This is a genomic window from Acinetobacter sp. YH12102, from assembly GCF_013419125.1.
In the GTDB taxonomy this organism is placed as follows: domain Bacteria; phylum Pseudomonadota; class Gammaproteobacteria; order Pseudomonadales; family Moraxellaceae; genus Acinetobacter; species Acinetobacter pseudolwoffii.
On record NZ_VPAS01000023.1, the window covers coordinates 1 to 17,716 of the forward strand.

The following is a 17,716-nucleotide window of genomic DNA, read 5'->3' on the forward strand; positions in this document are numbered from 1 at the left end:
CAATGACCTGACGGCATTGCTTGGTGTCATAAGCTCCATCGGTATAAACAGAGTTAATCTGCTCATCTTGTGGAATCTGATTAAGTAAATCACCAAGCACCTGTGAATCACTGACATTATTGGTTGTAAGCTGAACTGCTCGTATTTGTAGGGTTTTAGCATCTATACCAATATGAAGTTTACGCCATTGGCGACGATATTCAGGTCCATGTTTCTTGCGTTTCCATTCGCCCTCACCTAGAAACTTCATGCCTGTAGAGTCCATGAGTAGATGCAGCCCATCGCTACTTTTTTGGTAGCTGATTACAATATCAATATGCTTTTGTCTTCTACAAAGCGTGGTGTAATCTGGAGCTATCCAATTTAATCCGCAAAGTTTAATCAGACTTTGCACAAAGCCAGTAACCATACGTAAAGACAGACGGAATAAGGATTTAATCATTAAGCAGCATTGGATGGCTGCGTCGGAGTAGGTTTGATTTCGCCCTTGTTTGCCTTTTGATGGAGCATACCATTGCGTAGCAGGATCAAACCAAATGGCAATATTTCCGCGACTCATAAGTGCTCGGTTATATGTGGGCCAATTGGTTGTGCGGTAGATTTTGTGTGTAGGCTTCTTCATTTGAAAATTATATCGCTGAAAAAGCCTTTACAGATAGGTTTGTGCAACAAAGCCATAATTAACAAAAAATTGCAATATATATTAAAAATATTAAGTATAAGTTTAATTCTATTATTCTTAAAAATAATGTAATAAAGATAAATTAATGTAGTTTTTATTATTTAATTTATTCATTGGATTTATTTTTATTTAAATTAATTAAAATAAATGTATGAAATATAATTAAATATAGTTTTTCTCTAGATATATAAAATTATATTTTATATGTTGATATTTAATATATAGGTATAAAGTTGATTGGTTAAATATTAATCTTTTCCAAATTAAATGAAAAAACAAATATGTGATGGGTTTTGCATTATTTTAATGTTTGCAGAATCAATATAGCCGATAAAAGATGAATCAGTTTAATTTTAGGAGTTTTAAACTGATTCAAGCATTATGTTAAGGATAAATTAAATTACATTCTTCAGATCTTTTTTATGCTGTTTCACTTGTTGTGCATAACGTTTGCCTTGCTTACGCATTTTACGGTTTTTCTCATAGGCAGTCGGACCTACATTATAATAGCCCAGTGCTTTTTCTAAGCTGCCACTGGATTCATGATAACGAGAAAGAATATGGCTACCACATGAAATATTTATAGCTTCATTATATAAATCATCACCACAAGTCGCTTGCCAATATCTTGGCATAATTTGCATGAGGCCAACAGCTCCAGCATGTGAAGCCACCTGGCTACGATAAGTTGACTCCTGACGAATTACGGCTGCTACAAGTAATGGATCCAGACGATTTTTTTCTGCATTCTGAATAATCAAAGGTGAAACGCGAGTTGCTGTGGTTGCTGGAACACCGTAGGCTGTCTGAATTCCTTTAGACAGTTGAGCAGAACGTTTTTCTAAAGAATTGCCGCCAAGAGAAGAACAGGCACTAAAAAACACGGTACTTAGACCAAGCAGCCCAATTTTAAAAATTGTGCTATTGAATACTGGTAATAATAAGTTTTTTCTAACAGAAAATTTGCCTAACAACTTTCAGCTTCCATGTATTTTTAAAATTAAACTGATCTTAGGAAGATGTATAAAAATCGTCAAGAAATTATATGATTTGTTTACAAAGTCAAAGTAGATCTGCTTGAATCATGGATGATTTATGAAGAGATGATCAAAGAAAAGCCGATTGGAATAGATATTTATTTAAGGCTTTTCTTGGTGTTATGGATAAGATGAGGATCGACATCGATTAGGCTAGGTTTTTAAGCATCCAGATTTCACAGGCTTGACTATGGCCAGTGTCGCCTTCAGGCCGATCCAGATGCTCAAAACCTAAGTTCTCGTACAGCTTCACCGCTTGCCAAAGGTTTTTGGTAGTCTCGATATAAATCCGTTCAAATTTATGTTGTCGGGCAAAATCAAAGGCCAAATTCAAAATCTGTTTTGCAAAGCCATATCTACGAATGGCTGGTAGAAAATACATTTTCTGTATTTCTAGAATATTGTGGTCACCTTGTAGTGGAGCAATACCACCACCGCCATAAACCTGATCCTGTTCATCAACAATGACCCAATAGGCAGAATTTGGCTGTTGATATACGTTATACAGGTGATCCAGGATTGAATCACCTACAGCGAAACCGGACTCCGCTGCTAGACCAAACTCCATGGAAACGTTACGAATAATCTTGGCAATTTGAGCATTATCTTGAGGCTGAAGGGGACGAATAGAATACATAGCACATGACATAAAAGAAGATGGAATTTTTATAGTCCGAAAACTTTAAAAAAGCCATCTTTTTCGTTCAATTTTTCTTCGATAAAGTTTTATTTTAGCTCACTCGAAGATTTACCCAGTTCGCGTCGAGCGATAATCAGTTGCTGAATCTGCTGGGTACCTTCAAAAATATCCAGAATCTTGGAATCACGTGCCCATTTTTCCAACAGTTCAGTTTCGTTATAGCCTACCGCAGCTGCCAATTCTACACATTTTAAGGTGATTTCATTCCCCATACGTCCAGCTTTGGCCTTTGCAATAGATGCTTCACGTGAATTCGGTTTATGATTATCTGCCATCCACGCCGCTTTGAGCATCAGCAAGCGTGCAGCTTCCCATTCTGCTTCCATGCGATAGATTTGTGCAGCGATATTGGAGCTTTGTAAATAGGGCGTGGCATAACTGGAATCCAGTTGATCCTTAAAAATTTCCTTGATACGTTCCAGCGAGGCTTTGGCACAGCCAGTTGCCATGGCAGCGACCAATGGCCGGGTATTATCAAAGGTTTCCATTACACCGGCAAAGCCCTTGGCAACATCGATTTCTGCATGACCGAGCAAGTTTGCCGCAGGTACTCGACAATTGATCAGGTGAATCGTGGCAGTATCCGAAGCTTTAATTCCTAACTTATGTTCCAGGCGCTCAACCTTCATTCCGGGCGTATCTTTGGTCACCACAAATGATTTAATTGCCGATCGTCCCAGTTTTTTATCTAATGTTGCCCAGACCACAACCGCATCGGCACGTTCCCCAGAGGTCACAAAAATCTTCTCACCATTTAAAATATAGTCATCACCATCTTTGGTCGCAGTGGTACGAATTGCAGCGGAATCTGAGCCGAAACCAGGTTCGGTAATCGCCATGGCTGCCCAAGTCCCATGAAAACGTTGTCGCTGTTCTTCATTTGCCACCGCTGCAATAGCTGAATTTCCTAATCCTTGGCGTGGCATCGAGAGTAATAAGCCAGTATCGCCATAACACATTTCAATAATGCTCAGGGCGGTAGACATATTAATGCCATTTTTATTGCTGCTGTCTGCATCGCCACGTTTATTGACTGCTGCACCAGCATTCATGCCTTCACTACCTTGGTTCATGCCATCCACGACTGAAGCGAGCATGTCTAGCTCTATCGGATAAGCATGTTCAGCCTTGTCGTATTTACGTGAAATAGGACGCAAAACATTGAGGGCAACTTCATGTGCTTGATCAATCAAAAGCTTAAATTTTTTTGGAGTTTGTAGATTCATCATTGTTCTTCTTTATGTTTTGATCAGGCATGCAAGCCAGAATGGAGAATGGCAGTGGCTCTCAGGTCTCTATACCAGCGTTCTACCGGATGTTCTTTGGTGAAACCATGACCACCCAAAATCTGTACACCATCGGTGCCTATTTTCATGGATTTTTCTGCACAGAGTAGGCGTGCCAGATAAGCTTCACGATGAAAAGCTTGACCAGATTCAGCCAGACTGGCGGCATTCAGGATCAGCATTTGCATCGCGTCAATTTCAATGGCCATATCAGCAATCATAAAGGCGACACTCTGACGATGAGAAATCGGTTCGCCAAAGGCAATACGGTCATTGGCATATTGCACACAGTATTTTTTGACTGCTTCACAGGTGCCTACCGCCATCGCACACCACATTAAATTACCCAGATCAACAAAAGTCGTATAATCAAAATCCGCATCTCCCAAACGCTGAGCCGGAGTATTTTCAAATTTGAGCGTAACGGTTTCTGTGGCCTTTAAACCCATAGCAGGTGACTTTTTCGCAGTGATAGTACTGTCGCGTTGCACCACAAAGACCTCAGCTTTTCCGTTCAGATCAGCACTGACCAGATATAGATCGGCACTTTCTCCCAAGAGCACTAAGGTCTTTTCACCTCGAATCAGATAATGTCCCTGATGTGCAACAGCCTTGGTTTTAAGTTGCTCCGGGTTAAATGCTGCTGTTTCTTCCTGTACAGCAAAGGTGGCCTTTAACTCAGGATTTTCTGCGAAAGCGCCCAGATATTTTGCCTGAATCTGCTCTGAACCCCAGCGGGTAATGGCATTGATCACACTAAAGCTAGACAGTAAACCAGCCGTCAAACTGAAATCTCCCCGAGCCAAATGTTGCGCAATTAAAATATTACTGACAATATTCTGTTCGGAGGCGACACCCCCTAACGCTTCAGGCAAGGCATAGAAATTCAGGCCGAGATCGGTGCTATATTGCCACAGTTCATGCGGAAATATTTCATGCTGATCGGCAGCATGCGCCAATGGATAAAGTACCTCTTGAGCAAATTTCTGCATCGCATCGCAGGTCAGTTGCTGTTCTGCAGACAGGTTTAGATCAAACAGTGCTTTAGATTGAGGGGGGAGACGCTGTTTTTGAATGTTCTGGCCAGATTTCAGGATTTTCTGGGTTTGACTCAGTGTTTTGAATCCTGCCTTTGAACTTTGATAAAGTGATTTTTCTACAAATTTCCGCAGCTTTAACTGGTCTAATACTTCGCTACCCGCGATTTTGGTCAGTATGGACAAGCCAAATCCTTGGGCTTTATTCACCATATTATTCATTCTGATTATCCTAAAGGTGTTGTCACGTTATTTTTTAATACTGACATGCACTCAGAGATAAAACTATGTCATCCCTGACACGAATGATTGACAATTTTTAGGTTTCGGAGATTGAAGAAATGGAGGAATAAATTAATGAAAATTAAAAGAAAGATAAAAATATAAAAAATCGAATATGTCTAAAAATTGACCCGAATGACAAAATCATCCGGGTATTTTTGATGCAGGTTTTATTTTAAGAGAGATGATGTTTAATCATGGCACGCACATTGGTTTTGGCATCAATCACGGTCATAAAGGTGTAAGCACCGATAAATTTACGGCTAATAAACATAAATTCTTTGGGTGGAACACTGAAATAACGTGAAGCCATAGATCTCGACGCCTGTTGCATCACACGGCTATGCAGCTGGCTTTTTTTCCAGTCATAACGGTTATGTTCGTCCATTACGCCGGCTGGCAATTCTTGATTATTTAGCGGTGAACTAAACGCTTCGGTGGCCAGTAAAAAGACTTTGGCCATATCCGGTTTGATGCTTTGCGGAATTGAATCAAAAAATTCATAGCCGGTCATCGCCTTGACCATCATATCCGAGTCATGATGATAGCCTGCCTGAATCAGGTTACGCGCAACACTGAGCAGATGCTGGTCAAACTGGCGGATCGCGCCAAAGTCGAGCAGAATGATCTTGTCGTGCACATCTGCACCATTGCCCAGACGAACCAGATAATTACCAAAGTTCGGATCGGTTTGCATCTCGCCCCATTCGAAAATTTCACGTACTGCAATTTCCAGAGAGGCTTCCCCTAACTGGTTGCGGCGTTCTTGGGGCAGGGATAACATTACCGGGCTATTGATCGGCACACCACGTTCAAAAGTCATGCATAGCACACGATCAGAGCAATATTCATTAATAATGGTCGGGACGATATAGCGCGGATCATCTTTTAAACGTGCAGCAAAACGACGCGTGGTATCTGCTTCAATCTGATAATTTACTTCACGGTGCATCATCTCACGGACTTCATCGAACCACTGGTCGAATTCTCGGGTCTGCGGCACGATACGGGTCAGTTTAAGCATATTTTTAAACAGGCTCATATCCGAATCAATGGCTTCTGCCACACCTGGGTATTGAATTTTTAACACCAGTTCCATGCCGTCAGATTTTCGGGTAGCGCGATGTACCTGTGCCAAAGAAGCTGTGCCCAAAGGCTCATGATCAATGGTGAGATCATTCAGCTTTGCACCGAGCTGCTGCTGTAATTGTGTCTTGATCGCTGGCCAAGCCAGTGCCACGGTCTGGTTGTTGAGCGTATTTAAAGCCTGTGTGACTTCTTCTGGCAAAAAGTGTTCGCCATACAGCGCCATCATCTGGCCGATTTTAACGATTGAACCTTTGAGCTTACCAATTTCTGCAACCAGATAATCCGCCTGCTCTTTCATGGCTTTTTTACGTTTCTTTTCTTTTTCTTCTTCACTCGAAAATATGGAGCCTGCACTGGAAGCCGCCCAACGCGTGCCTGCCAGCAAGGATGCCTTTGCGATCGATAAGCGTCGATCCATAGAGGAGGTTTTCAGTTGTTTAAGCTTATCGTTCTGATCTGACATGTAAACTCAATCCTTTCATCATCAGCATGAAGCAGAATAAATCATTGTAGGGGATATTAGCGCTTCTGCACGTATTAAAAAAGTTTAAGCCGCTGAATTCATAGTAAAAGCTAGGCAAGCTTTCATTTATTCACCAGCCTGTATCAGTTTAGACAGGGCATTATGCCATTTGAAATTGGATTTTTAATTCAGATCGTTGTTGTAACTGTTGTTTATTTGTTTGAATATGTTGATGAATCAGGTGCTGGACACTGTCGTGCATAAAACCCAATGCATAGCCTTTTACAATCACAATACTCGGCAAACCAAAAAACAGATATTTTGCATCGTCCAGTGTCGCACTGCTAAATACACCATGCTGGATTAAAGTTGACTGCAAAAATACCTTTTCTTGCTGCACTTGACCGGAAACCTGGTCATTCCAGTAATTTTGGCGCATCGCCATAAGATTATTGTGCTTATAGCTCATAGGACCGGGCTCGTTTGAAGATTTAATTCGGATTATATGTGGGTGATATGCCAGTTTTCAATTGCACAACTGTTTAATTTGCTGCCGGAGAAATACATAGGATTTTTGCAAGGACTGCGTTAATATTAATGGATAATTTAAACAATATTGATTGTTAAACATTTATTGGAATTATACCAGTTTAGGTAAAGGGGATTTTATGCGTCTTGCATGGTTTTTGGTTGCAGTTTTTGCAGGTAGTGCAGTTCAGACTCAGGCTGCTGTAGGATATTCCAAGGAATATTCGCAGTGTATGAACTTTAGTTATGGTAATACCGCTAAAGCAGAGAAATGCCTAAAGAAAGAGCTGAAACTACATAACAAACGTCTGAAGAAAAGCTATAAAAATTATCTAAAGCTGAATCCGAATCAGACCGCGGCCATCCGCAGTCAGCATGTGCTTTGGGAACGTAAACTGTCGCAGCAATGTAATTTAAGAGTGTCTGGGAAATATGCCAAACAGCAACAAGGTCAATGTATGCTGGCCTTGATTATGGATCAGGCAAATCTTTATCAATCCCGCTCTTATGCACCAGGTTCACGATAAATCACCACATGAGACATAGCTTGTTGAATCGTCTGAACTTGCTCTAAAAAAACTAGAATGACAGGTTAAGGATTGTGTAAAAAAACACGAATTTTATCATTTTTATGAGCCTAGAGAATTCGTGTTTTTCATACTTTTAGCATTATAAAAGCAGGCAAAACAAGGTATCATAAGGCGTTTAAAAAAATGACCTTGGAGACGCCCTACGTGGATCGACCGACTATTAGCCCTGAACATATTCAGGAAGCCGCTGAAAACCTAAGCACAATTCGTGATTTTATCCGCTTTGGTGTGACAGCATTACGTCAATATGATGCGCACTTAGGCCAAGGTACAGAAGATTATTTTGCTGAAAGTTCAGCATTGGTATTACAAAGCATGTCATTGGAATGGAAAGCGGATGCTGAAATTCTCGAGGCAAAATTACTCCCAAGTGAAAAAGCTGAATTTTTAGGATTGTTGGAGCGCCGTATCAATGAGCGTATGCCAACTTCATATTTATTGAATTTAGCCTACTTTGACGATAAACCTTATTACGTGGATGAGCGTGTACTGATTCCACGTTCACCGATTGCTGAACTGATTCAAAATCGTTTTGCACCTTACTGTCTGGATGAAAATTATCAGGCGCGTGAAGGGGTAAACAATCTACCTGAAAATCCAGATCCAAAAATGCCTCGCCGTATTTTAGATATGTGTACAGGTTCAGGTTGTATCGCGATTGCTCTGGCTTATGCTTTCCCGGAAGCTGAAATCGATGCGACTGATTTATCTAAGGATGCTTTAGAAGTAGCACAAATTAACTGTGAACATCATAACCAACAGTTTAATGTGGCCTTGCTTGAGTCTGACCTGTTCGAAAAAATTCCTGCTGAAAATCAATATGATTTAATCGTATCGAACCCACCATATGTGGATGCAGAAGATATGGCTGATCTTCCCGATGAGTTCCATCACGAACCTGAAATGGCACTGGCTGCGGGTCAGGATGGTTTGGACCTTGTACGTAAAATGCTGGCACAAGCTGCAGATTACCTGACTGAAGACGGTCTTATTGTCATTGAAGTCGGTAACTCGGAATGGGCGATGAAACAGAACTTCAATTCAGTCGATTTCTACTGGTTACAATTCCAGAAAGGTGGTTCAGGTATCTTTGCACTCACTGCACAGCAATGCCGTACTTACCGCGATTTATTCATTCAGTCTATTCAAGCATAAGGAGTCGTGTGACATGGCAGGTAATAGTATAGGGCAACTGTTCCGTGTGACGACTTGTGGTGAATCTCACGGTGTGGGCCTGATGGCCATCGTTGATGGGGTTCCACCGGGTATTGAGCTGTGTGAAGCCGATTTGCAAAAAGATTTGGACCGTCGTAAGCCGGGTACATCGAAATTTGCCACCCAGCGTAAAGAGCCGGATGAAGTGGAAATTATTTCTGGTGTGTTTGAGGGTAAAACCACCGGAACATCGATCGGGCTCTTGATTCGTAATACGGATCAGAAATCGAAAGATTATGGCAATATCGCGCAAACTTTCCGTCCGGGTCATGCCGACTATACCTATACCCAGAAGTATGGTTTCCGTGATTATCGTGGTGGTGGCCGCTCAAGCGCGCGTGAAACAGCGATGCGTGTGGCAGCGGGTGCCATTGCCAAGAAATTCCTGTTAGAGAAATTTGGCATTGAAATTCGTGGCCATGTCACACAAATTGGTACTGAAAAAGCAGAAAAACTGGACTGGAATGAAGTGCCAAACAATCCATTCTTCTGTGGCGATGTGGATGCCGTGCCACGTTTTGAAGCGCTCGTGACTTCACTACGTGAACAAGGCACCAGCTGCGGTGCAAAACTTGAAATTATTGCGTCTAAAGTACCTGTGGGTTGGGGTGAACCGGTCTTCGATCGTTTAGATGCAGATATTGCGCATGCCATGATGTCGATTAACGCGGTCAAAGGCGTTGAAATTGGCGATGGTTTTGGCGTCGCTGAGCAATTTGGTCATGAAACACGTGATGAGTTAACAACAGACGGTTTTCTGGCAAACCATGCCGGTGGTATTTTAGGCGGTATTTCTAGTGGTCAGGACATTCGTGTCGCGATTGCACTGAAACCAACGGCTTCAATCACTACTCCGGGTAAAACCATTAATATCGATCGTGAAGATACAGACGTGTTGACCAAAGGCCGTCATGATCCTTGCGTGGGCGTGCGTGCGACACCAATTGCAGAAGCGATGCTGGCGATTGTGCTAATGGATCACTTTATGCGTCATCGTGCGCAAAATGCCGATGTAGTTACGCCTTTTGAGCCGATTGAACCAAAATAATTCGCTTTTCATCTGAAGCGGATACGATTAGAGTCAGACTTCGGTCTGGCTTTTTTTATATTTATATAATGAAAAATAACAATATTCGCTTGGCAAAAACTACAGATATCCAGAACATTGTTGTATTGATCAATACAGCTTATCGTTCCAATCGTGGCTGGACACATGAACATAAGATGGTTGCTGGTCAACGGATTAATTGTGATCAGGTAATGATTCTCTTGGCACAGACTAATGTTAAGCTTTTTGTATTAGAGAATCATGATCAGATCATTGGCTGTATTGGGCTGACTGAATTCGATGACTCTATCGAAATTGGAAGTTTTGCCATTGATCCAGACCAACAAAACTCGGGTTATGGAAAGCAGTTACTAGATTTTGCCGAGTTTTATATTATTGATACGTATCAGAAGAAAGTGATTCGAATGTCAGTATTGAATGTCCGTACAGAATTGATTGCTTATTATGAGCGCCGGGGCTATCTATTGACTGAAAAAATTGAAGCATATCCACTAGATCAAAATGTCGGAGAGCCTTTGATTCCGTTACATTTACTGATTTTAGAAAAAATGATCAGATCAATATAATGAGTTGATGAAAGTTCAAGCTTTTTATCCCTTAAATTAAGTAGTGAAACAGCCACTAAATATGCTAGTTTTTGTGCACCGTCTAAAGGGTATTGAAAAATAGACAGGAAACAGACCAGGATGGCACATGCTGCAAATTATTTTAACTTCTTTATTTCCTCTTATTGGCTTGATCAGCTTTGGCTATTTGCTTAAGCATGGGCAATGGTTGAGTGAAGACTTTTGGCGCGGTGCAGAAAAGTTAAATTATTATGCACTATTTCCAGTGATGTTATTTTTAAATCTGGCCACTGCCAAGATTCAGATGAATGTGATTCAGGATGTGGTACTGGTGGTATTTAGTATCATGATCGTGGTCAGTATCGCACTGTATATCTTGCGCCATATGTACCAGATATCTTATGCGCGTTTTGGCGTCTATGTTCAGGGCTTGTTGCGCTTCAATACCTATATCGGACTTGCTGCGGTCAGTAGCTTATTTCATCAGCAGGGCATGACCATCTTCGCTGTGATCATGGTGTTGTGTATTCCTTTGGTGAATATCTTGTCGGTACTGGCATTTACCCGCAGTCACGATATGCAGCTGAAAAAAATCATTCTGGATTTGTCTAAAAATCCATTAATTTTAGGCTGTATGGTGGGTGGTGTGTTTAATCTTTCCGGTTTGGCACTCTGGGCAGGAGCAGAGCAATTTCTTAAACAGATTGCACTATGCAGTTTGCCACTCGGTCTGATGTGTGTAGGAGCAGCCTTAAAGTTTCAGGGCTTTCAGCGAGATGTATTGCCACTCAGTCTGATGACCTTTGGTCGCCTGTTTGGAATGCCGCTGATTGCATTTTTAGTCTGTAAAATTTTCCAGATTGATGCATTCACCACGCAAGTATTGGTATTGTTCTTTGCCTTACCTACCGCCTCAGCGTCTTATGTGTTAACCCGGGTATATGGCGGCGATAGCCAGTTAATGGCGAGCATTATTAGTGTACAAACCGTCGTAGCGGCGGGAAGCTTAATATTGGTACTTTCCTGGATTATTTAAAATTCCTTGATTCTCAAATAGATGATATAAGATCTAAATCCTGAATTTAAACTCTCTATGCTTTGAACCATTAAAATAGCCTAAGCAATAAAGGTTCTATTTAAGCGCCAAAATCAAATCAATCCTAAAATCTTATAAAGTTTAGAATCTGTTGTATCTCGCTGAATAGAGCAAAAGTGAAATCTAAAAATTTGGTAGATGGGCAATATCAGTCAGCAGCAATAACTCAGTTTAATTCGGAACAGTAATTACAAATTGATTCACGTGAACTCACATAAATAAAAACTGTCTTATTGAATAAAATGGTATATAAATTGCTCATGATAATAAAACATTATTGCAGGAGAGAAATGCTTCTGCATTCGCCGAAGGAGCAAGTTCCCAGGAAACTCTCAGGCAAAAGGACTGTGATAATGGATAAAAACTCTGGAGAGAAGTGTTCAATCACTCACCGAAGGGGAAGGTGCTCGCATTGATGTGCAATGCAGCGACCGAAGCTCTCAGGTACACATGACAGATGGGAAAAGACATCAATATAATCAAGGAGGTGTCTATGCGTCATGTCGTGGTGATTGGGGCGGGTATTACTGGGGTAACCACAGCGTATGAGCTTGTTTTGGCAGGCTATCAGGTGACTGTGGTAGATCGACATCTCTATCCGGCCATGGAGACATCTTTTGCCAATGGCGGCCAGCTTTCGGCCTGTAATGCCGAAGTATGGAACCAGAAAGCCACGGTACTCAAAGGTATCAAATGGATGTCTCAAAAAACTGCACCACTTTTGCTCAATCCTTCTTTTAGTGTGCATAAATATAGTTGGCTCATGGAATTTTTGGGAAATATCAAACATTATGAAGCCAATACCCGAGAGACTGTACGTTTGGCTTTATTGGCCAGAGCACGTTTGTATGAAATTGCCCAAACAGAACAGATTGATTTTGACCTGGAAAAACGCGGCATTTTACATTTTTATCATAACAAGACGGATTACGATGTCGCGATCAAGGTCAATGACCTGTTGTGTAGCGGCGGGCTGGAGCGCAATGCCATTTCCAATGCGGAAATCAAGCAGATCGAACCTGCATTAACAGGCGATTACTATGCCGGATTTTACTGCCAGAGCGATGCGACCGGAGATATTCATAAATTCAGTACAGGACTGGCCAAAGCTTGCATGCAAAAAGGCGTGAAATTTGAATTTGGCCAAGATGTCTTTGCCGTCGATCATCAGGCTCAACATATTCGGGTGAAATGCAAACCCAGTACTGAAAATGTACATCATTCTACAGATGACATTCTGGAAATTAATGCAGATGCCATTGTGGTGTGTGCGGGTGTGGGCAGTTATCAATTGGCCGAGATTTTAGGGGAACGAGTCAATGTTTATCCGGTCAAAGGCTATTCAATTACCGTGCAGCTGAATGATGAACAGAGCCAAAACAATGCACCATGGGTCAGCTTGCTGGATGAAAGTGCCAAAATTGTCTTGTCACGTCTGGGTAAGGATCGTTTACGAGTCGCAGGAACCGCCGAGTTTAATGGCTATAACCGGGATATTCGTGCAGACCGGATTCAACCACTGATTGACTGGAGCAATCGTAACTTTGATCTGTGTACCGAGCATGTCGTACCTTGGGCAGGTTTACGCCCGATGATGCCAAATATGATGCCTGTGGTGCGCCGTGGTCAACATGAGCGGGTATTTTATAATACCGGCCATGGTCATCTGGGCTGGACCTTGTCGGCTGCAACGGCTGCACTGATTAGCAAGGAAATTGCTCAATACTATCCTGTTTAAATTGATGGCCCGCATGTGGGCTATTTTTTACATCAAATTTCTCATTTTATATAAGGTTAAGTTTTTAATATTTTTTAAATTGAATCAATCATATAAGCGATAAATCCCAGTAAAACGTTCACAACCTTTTTGTTGAGTGTTGACGGCTAGAATTGCTTTACTATAGTTAAACTCATAGCGGCAGTCATTTTCATTATCCATGATCTGTTCTTTTGCTGCAGGCGTGGTATAGGCTAAAAATGGAACAGTCTGCGTTTCGGCCCGGTTATTGGGATTGCGATAGGCCAGACCTTCAATCTTGATGCGGTCTTTAGTCAGTTGATGAATCTTGATATGCACAGGCTGTTTGGCCATTTGTCCCTGCTCGAACTTAATATAATGCTGAGTTAGGCTTTGATTCAGTGAAATATAGATATTTAAATCATCGAGGCGCCATTCAAACTGCTGTTTAAAACAATCTAGGGTTTTGCATTGCTGTAACCGATTTGCCCATAACTGTTGGGTGTCTTGCAATAAGCGAACGGGGGCATCAGTAATTAAAAAAGCGGTCAAGTATTGGTCAGCGAGTTTTTCCCGAGCTTCGGACAGCGCTACTGAGCAGACTTTATTCATGGCCGCTGTTTTTTTGCTGTCGTTGTTACACTCGAGTGGGTTCGCTGAACTACCCGCAGATATCATCCCCAGGCCGAGCATCAGGCCAATTATTTTCAACATATTTATATCAGTTTTCAGTAGCATGATCGCTTATACTTTCACTGTGTTACGCTTGGTCTAACTATAGCGAAATAGAAAGCAAGTGTACAAGATTTCAATGGGCTATTTCTAAAGGATGTATAAGGTGATCGCACAAATTCGTATTGGTCAGGGTCTGGATGTGCATGCATTTGAAGAAGGTGATTTTGTTACTTTGGCAGGCATTCAAATTCCGCATACGCACGGTCTGAAAGCACATTCGGATGGTGATGTGATTCTGCATGCACTATGTGATGCATTGTTGGGCGCGTTGGCACTTGGAGATATTGGCCAGCATTTCCCGGATACAGATCCGAACTTTAAAGGTGCGGACAGCCGTGTATTGTTGAAGCATGTTTATCAGTTAATTCTGGATCGTGGCTATCAGCTGAACAATGCCGATATTACGGTCGCCTGTGAACGTCCGAAACTGGCCAAACACAATCTGGCAATGCGTCAAAGTATTGCGGATGTGTTGAGTGTCGATGTTACTCAAATCAGTATCAAAGCCACGACGACTGAACAGTTAGGTTTTACTGGTCGTCAGGAAGGCATCATGTGCATGGCAACCGTGCTATTGAGCCACAGCAAATAAGATCAGGCAAAATGATTCGGATTAATCAGGGATAATTCCAGTTCCTGAGTAGCTTTACGGCCTTGTAGTTGCAGGGCAACCGCATGCATGAGACCGGTCCAGGTTTCATTCGGTTCCCAGATTTGATGCAAATGCTCATGCGCCGTAGGCAAATCTATATCCATATAGTATTGACGATATAAATACATCAAACAGCTGACATGATAGTTTTGCAAACAATGCACCCAGACCATTTGCTCTTTCACCAGGTGATCGATCAGGTCCAGTACCAGCAGGCATTGATTGTCTGAAGGCGTTTCCCAGGAAATCGGAACCTGAATATAGTTCAGTCCCAGCTCAAGGCAAATTTTATCTTCATGTGATAGATACTGTTCGCTATCGGTTAATGCCACATTGATGACCGTAGACACACCATATTCTTTCATTAGCTGTAACTGGGCAGTGGTCGGTTGACCAGAGCTAAACAGATGTTCGTGTATGAACTGAAAATTCTCAATCTGGCTTAATGCCGTTTCAATATCATTCATCAGATAAATTTTCCTTATTCTAGAAATGCAAACGCCATCTTGGCGATGGCGTTGGTCAGATCATTTAACGATTAGGTAAAATGTCTTTCAATGCCTCATGCATGTCGAGTAAAACTTTTTCAGTCGTTTCCCAGTCGATACAGCCATCCGTAACGGACTGACCGTATTCCATATCATTCAGGTTGGCCGGAATGTCCTGACGACCGCCCTTAAGATGACTTTCTACCATAATACCAACAATTGACTTGTTTCCATCAAGAATTTGTTCTGAAATGTTTTTAAGTACAAGTGGTTGCAGGTACGGGTCTTTGTTTGAGTTGGCGTGGCTGGCATCAATCATGATCTTGGTGCTGACTTTGGCCTTGGCCAACGCCGCTTCTGCATCTGCCACCGAGCCTGCATCGTAGTTCGGTTTGCCATTACCGCCACGCAGTACCACGTGAGCATAAGGGTTACCTGAAGTACGAATCACAGCCACCTGACCTTGATCGTTTAAACCAAGGAAGCTATGGCCATGTTTGACCGATTGCATCGCATTGGTTGCCACGGTTAAACCGCCGTCCGTCCCGTTTTTAAAGCCGACTGGTGAAGACAGACCTGAAGACATTTCACGATGCGTCTGGCTTTCAGTCGTACGTGCACCAATTGCAGACCATGAAATCAGGTCTTGATAATACTGCGGTGAGTTCGGATCAAGTGCTTCAGTGGCACATGGTAAACCTATTTCATTCAGTTCAAGTAACAGCTTACGACCGATACGCAGACCTTTTTCGATATTGAACGAGTCGTTCATATCCGGATCGTTGATCAGGCCTTTCCAGCCCACTGTGGTACGTGGTTTTTCAAAATAAACCCGCATCACGATGTATAAGCTGTCTTTAACTTTTTCGCTTAACACTTTTAAGCGTTCAGCATATTCGTGTGCAGCCGCAGGATCATGAATAGAACAGGGGCCGATGACAACGAACAGGCGTTTGTCTTCACCATCCAGGATTTTACGAATCGTTTCACGACCATGCAGTACGGTTTGATAAGCAGTTTCAGTCAAAGGTAATTCTGCTTTAAGCTCAGCAGGGGTTACCAAAGGAATCATGCTGTGGATATTCACGTCATCAATATCTGATGCTGAAATAGGATTTGACTGTTGTGTATTCATTGCCGTCACTGGTTCGATCATACAAAAGGTTGTTTAATAGCCCGAATATAACATGAATGATGCGTCACTTTGTTATAAAAAAGATGAATACTTCTTTGAAAAAAAAGTGATGAATCGCATAGTTAAATTAAACGGACTGGGAATTCTGGCTCATGACGACCATCGCTGTTTCGGCAGGTTGAGCCGGTTTTGATTTTACAGGGTTAAGCATGAAATTCAGGCCGAGCCCAAATAAGGTAATGCCTAAAATTTTGCGAATCAGTTTTTCTGGCATCCGTGAACTGAGCAAAGTACCAACAATAATCGCGGGAATAGAGCCCACCAATAACCACATGAGCAGCATGAAATCGACATTGCCTGATGACATATGCCCCAAGCCTGCAACCAGCGTCAGTAACACGGCATGCACCACGTCTGAGCCAATGATACGAATCATCGGCAGATTCGGGAACATCACCACTAAAGCCATGATGCCAAATGCACCTGCACCGACTGAAGATAAGGTGACAAAAATACCCAAGATAACGCCCATAATCATGATGGCGATGCGCTTTTCCTTGGCTTGCAGTTTTACTTTTTCCAGATCCTGCGTCATATCTGGCAGTTCTTGTTTTCGGTATTTGTTGAAAAGATTTTCGATCTGGGTGCGAAACAGAATAGACAAGCCGGTAATGGTCAGCATAAAGCCCAATACCATGGTCAGGACGGCCTTGTAATGTGTCGATTGGCTTAAATAGTTGTCGAGTACCCAATGCGTGGCAAAAGATGCTGGAATACTGCCTACTGCCAGCCAGATCACAATTGGCCAGACAATATTCATTTTTTTGGCATGCACAAAAGAACCGCAGAATTTTGAAATCGCGGCATAGAGCAGATCCGTACCAATTGCAATGTGGGGTTCAATCCGGAATAGGCTGATCAGAATGGGTGTCATCAATGAGCCACCACCGACACCGGTTACTCCAACACAAAAACCTACCAACACACCTGCTAAAATAAACTCAATCGGACCAAACATGCATATATGCCAAAATCAAAAAACGTGGATATCTTATGACTTTTGGATATAAGTCGTTGTCTTGATTATTGATTTACTTATGCATAAAAAAGATAAAGCACTGGGCTTAAAATTAGGGTCTGTTGACATTTCAAGTATAGAATTTACCCGATAAAGGTAGCCAAATAAATATACAAGCTAATGCAACTGCCCCCTCATAGCTACACTTTAGCTTATCATATCGTGTTGCTATTCCTCTGAACTGCTTTAACCTACAAAATGCATTCTCAACTAAGTGTCTGATTTTATATAAATACCAATCCATATGATC

The 17,716-nt window shown here is 42.0% G+C and carries 18 protein-coding genes, 1 pseudogene and 1 riboswitch; of the genes and pseudogenes, 7 read left to right on the top strand and 12 right to left on the bottom strand.

The window, feature by feature from the left end:
* The 7 genes from FTU42_RS13660 to FTU42_RS13690 form a co-directional block, all read right to left on the bottom strand.
* Nucleotides 1-622, bottom strand: a 622-nt coding sequence (locus FTU42_RS13660) for an IS5-like element ISAba12 family transposase (RefSeq protein ID WP_180083598.1), incomplete at its 3' end; no start/stop codon positions are given.
* 455 nt (nucleotides 623-1,077) lie between these two features.
* On the bottom strand, nucleotides 1,078-1,656 hold the full coding sequence (locus FTU42_RS13665; RefSeq protein WP_180001429.1) for a transglycosylase SLT domain-containing protein: 579 nt from the start codon (nucleotides 1,654-1,656) through the stop codon (nucleotides 1,078-1,080).
* A 211-nt stretch (nucleotides 1,657-1,867) separates the two neighbouring features.
* On the bottom strand, nucleotides 1,868-2,356 hold the full coding sequence (locus tag FTU42_RS13670; protein ID WP_180083600.1) for a GNAT family N-acetyltransferase: 489 nt from the start codon (nucleotides 2,354-2,356) through the stop codon (nucleotides 1,868-1,870).
* 89 nt (nucleotides 2,357-2,445) lie between these two features.
* Nucleotides 2,446-3,645, bottom strand: coding sequence for an acyl-CoA dehydrogenase family protein (locus FTU42_RS13675; RefSeq protein ID WP_180083605.1), 1,200 nt, complete (start codon nucleotides 3,643-3,645; stop codon nucleotides 2,446-2,448).
* A 23-nt stretch (nucleotides 3,646-3,668) separates the two neighbouring features.
* On the bottom strand, nucleotides 3,669-4,955 hold the full coding sequence (locus FTU42_RS13680; protein ID WP_180083608.1) for an acyl-CoA dehydrogenase family protein: 1,287 nt from the start codon (nucleotides 4,953-4,955) through the stop codon (nucleotides 3,669-3,671).
* A 244-nt stretch (nucleotides 4,956-5,199) separates the two neighbouring features.
* A complete protein-coding gene (locus FTU42_RS13685) occupies nucleotides 5,200-6,576 on the bottom strand; it encodes an AarF/ABC1/UbiB kinase family protein (RefSeq protein ID WP_180075640.1) in 1,377 nt (458 codons plus the stop codon).
* A gap of 160 nt (nucleotides 6,577-6,736) precedes the next feature.
* Nucleotides 6,737-7,045 (bottom strand): hypothetical protein, encoded by a 309-nt coding sequence (locus FTU42_RS13690; protein WP_005097049.1) that lies wholly within the window; start codon nucleotides 7,043-7,045, stop codon nucleotides 6,737-6,739.
* Between the two features lie 199 nt (nucleotides 7,046-7,244).
* Between FTU42_RS13690 and FTU42_RS13695 the strand changes: the two genes are divergently transcribed.
* The 6 genes from FTU42_RS13695 to FTU42_RS13720 all read left to right on the top strand — a co-directional run bounded on the left by FTU42_RS13695 (nucleotide 7,245) and on the right by FTU42_RS13720 (nucleotide 13,378).
* The gene (locus FTU42_RS13695; RefSeq protein ID WP_005097047.1) at nucleotides 7,245-7,631 is read left to right on the top strand and encodes a hypothetical protein; all 387 of its coding nucleotides are present in this window, start codon (nucleotides 7,245-7,247) and stop codon (nucleotides 7,629-7,631) included.
* A 207-nt stretch (nucleotides 7,632-7,838) separates the two neighbouring features.
* Nucleotides 7,839-8,849, top strand: coding sequence for a 50S ribosomal protein L3 N(5)-glutamine methyltransferase (gene prmB, locus FTU42_RS13700; protein WP_180075644.1), 1,011 nt, complete (start codon nucleotides 7,839-7,841; stop codon nucleotides 8,847-8,849).
* Between the two features lie 13 nt (nucleotides 8,850-8,862).
* Nucleotides 8,863-9,957, top strand: a complete 1,095-nt coding sequence (aroC, locus tag FTU42_RS13705; protein ID WP_180075641.1) for a chorismate synthase — start codon at nucleotides 8,863-8,865, stop codon at nucleotides 9,955-9,957.
* A gap of 68 nt (nucleotides 9,958-10,025) precedes the next feature.
* Nucleotides 10,026-10,544 (top strand): GNAT family N-acetyltransferase, encoded by a 519-nt coding sequence (locus FTU42_RS13710; RefSeq protein WP_180000410.1) that lies wholly within the window; start codon nucleotides 10,026-10,028, stop codon nucleotides 10,542-10,544.
* Between the two features lie 127 nt (nucleotides 10,545-10,671).
* Nucleotides 10,672-11,580 (top strand): AEC family transporter, encoded by a 909-nt coding sequence (locus tag FTU42_RS13715; RefSeq protein WP_100328567.1) that lies wholly within the window; start codon nucleotides 10,672-10,674, stop codon nucleotides 11,578-11,580.
* A 330-nt stretch (nucleotides 11,581-11,910) separates the two neighbouring features.
* Nucleotides 11,911-11,998, top strand: a riboswitch (glycine riboswitch).
* A 135-nt stretch (nucleotides 11,999-12,133) separates the two neighbouring features.
* On the top strand, nucleotides 12,134-13,378 hold the full coding sequence (locus tag FTU42_RS13720; RefSeq protein WP_180049310.1) for a D-amino acid dehydrogenase: 1,245 nt from the start codon (nucleotides 12,134-12,136) through the stop codon (nucleotides 13,376-13,378).
* 84 nt (nucleotides 13,379-13,462) lie between these two features.
* On the opposite strand, the gene FTU42_RS13725 is transcribed toward FTU42_RS13720, so the two are convergent.
* Nucleotides 13,463-14,116, bottom strand: coding sequence for a hypothetical protein (locus tag FTU42_RS13725; protein WP_100357638.1), 654 nt, complete (start codon nucleotides 14,114-14,116; stop codon nucleotides 13,463-13,465).
* Nucleotides 14,117-14,216: 100 nt separating this feature from the next.
* Here FTU42_RS13725 and ispF point away from each other — a divergent pair, with 100 nt between their 5' ends.
* Nucleotides 14,217-14,705, top strand: coding sequence for a 2-C-methyl-D-erythritol 2,4-cyclodiphosphate synthase (ispF, locus tag FTU42_RS13730; protein ID WP_005097038.1), 489 nt, complete (start codon nucleotides 14,217-14,219; stop codon nucleotides 14,703-14,705).
* Between the two features lie 2 nt (nucleotides 14,706-14,707).
* Here ispF and FTU42_RS13735 read toward each other — a convergent pair whose 3' ends face one another.
* From FTU42_RS13735 to FTU42_RS13750, 4 genes and pseudogenes are all read right to left on the bottom strand, one after another.
* Nucleotides 14,708-15,232 carry a hypothetical protein gene (locus tag FTU42_RS13735; RefSeq protein WP_005097036.1) on the bottom strand — a complete coding sequence of 175 codons (525 nt, stop codon included), beginning with the start codon at nucleotides 15,230-15,232 and terminating at the stop codon, nucleotides 14,708-14,710.
* A 64-nt stretch (nucleotides 15,233-15,296) separates the two neighbouring features.
* Nucleotides 15,297-16,388, bottom strand: coding sequence for a 3-deoxy-7-phosphoheptulonate synthase (locus FTU42_RS13740; RefSeq protein ID WP_180083603.1), 1,092 nt, complete (start codon nucleotides 16,386-16,388; stop codon nucleotides 15,297-15,299).
* 127 nt (nucleotides 16,389-16,515) lie between these two features.
* Nucleotides 16,516-17,406: a sulfite exporter TauE/SafE family protein gene (locus tag FTU42_RS13745; protein ID WP_005097034.1), complete on the bottom strand. Its 891-nt coding sequence runs from the start codon at nucleotides 17,404-17,406 to the stop codon at nucleotides 16,516-16,518.
* Nucleotides 17,407-17,536: 130 nt separating this feature from the next.
* Nucleotides 17,537-17,716, bottom strand: a pseudogene (locus FTU42_RS13750) (IS5/IS1182 family transposase); the annotation flags it as partial.

Bases quoted from the DNA above. Each gene is read 5' to 3' on its own strand.
- FTU42_RS13745 (WP_005097034.1), bottom strand. From the start codon at position 17,406: ATGTTTGGTCCGATTGAGTTTATTTTAGCAGGTGTGTTGGTAGGTTTT.
- FTU42_RS13725 (WP_100357638.1), bottom strand. From the start codon at position 14,116: ATGCTACTGAAAACTGATATAAATATGTTGAAAATAATTGGCCTGATG.
- FTU42_RS13720 (WP_180049310.1), top strand. From the start codon at position 12,134: ATGCGTCATGTCGTGGTGATTGGGGCGGGTATTACTGGGGTAACCACA.
- aroC (WP_180075641.1), top strand. From the start codon at position 8,863: ATGGCAGGTAATAGTATAGGGCAACTGTTCCGTGTGACGACTTGTGGT.
- FTU42_RS13735 (WP_005097036.1), bottom strand. From the start codon at position 15,232: ATGAATGATATTGAAACGGCATTAAGCCAGATTGAGAATTTTCAGTTC.
- FTU42_RS13715 (WP_100328567.1), top strand. From the start codon at position 10,672: ATGCTGCAAATTATTTTAACTTCTTTATTTCCTCTTATTGGCTTGATC.
- FTU42_RS13710 (WP_180000410.1), top strand. From the start codon at position 10,026: ATGAAAAATAACAATATTCGCTTGGCAAAAACTACAGATATCCAGAAC.
- FTU42_RS13670 (WP_180083600.1), bottom strand. From the start codon at position 2,356: ATGTATTCTATTCGTCCCCTTCAGCCTCAAGATAATGCTCAAATTGCC.
- FTU42_RS13690 (WP_005097049.1), bottom strand. From the start codon at position 7,045: ATGAGCTATAAGCACAATAATCTTATGGCGATGCGCCAAAATTACTGG.
- FTU42_RS13695 (WP_005097047.1), top strand. From the start codon at position 7,245: ATGCGTCTTGCATGGTTTTTGGTTGCAGTTTTTGCAGGTAGTGCAGTT.
- FTU42_RS13680 (WP_180083608.1), bottom strand. From the start codon at position 4,955: ATGGTGAATAAAGCCCAAGGATTTGGCTTGTCCATACTGACCAAAATC.
- FTU42_RS13685 (WP_180075640.1), bottom strand. From the start codon at position 6,576: ATGTCAGATCAGAACGATAAGCTTAAACAACTGAAAACCTCCTCTATG.
- FTU42_RS13675 (WP_180083605.1), bottom strand. From the start codon at position 3,645: ATGAATCTACAAACTCCAAAAAAATTTAAGCTTTTGATTGATCAAGCA.
- FTU42_RS13740 (WP_180083603.1), bottom strand. From the start codon at position 16,388: ATGAATACACAACAGTCAAATCCTATTTCAGCATCAGATATTGATGAC.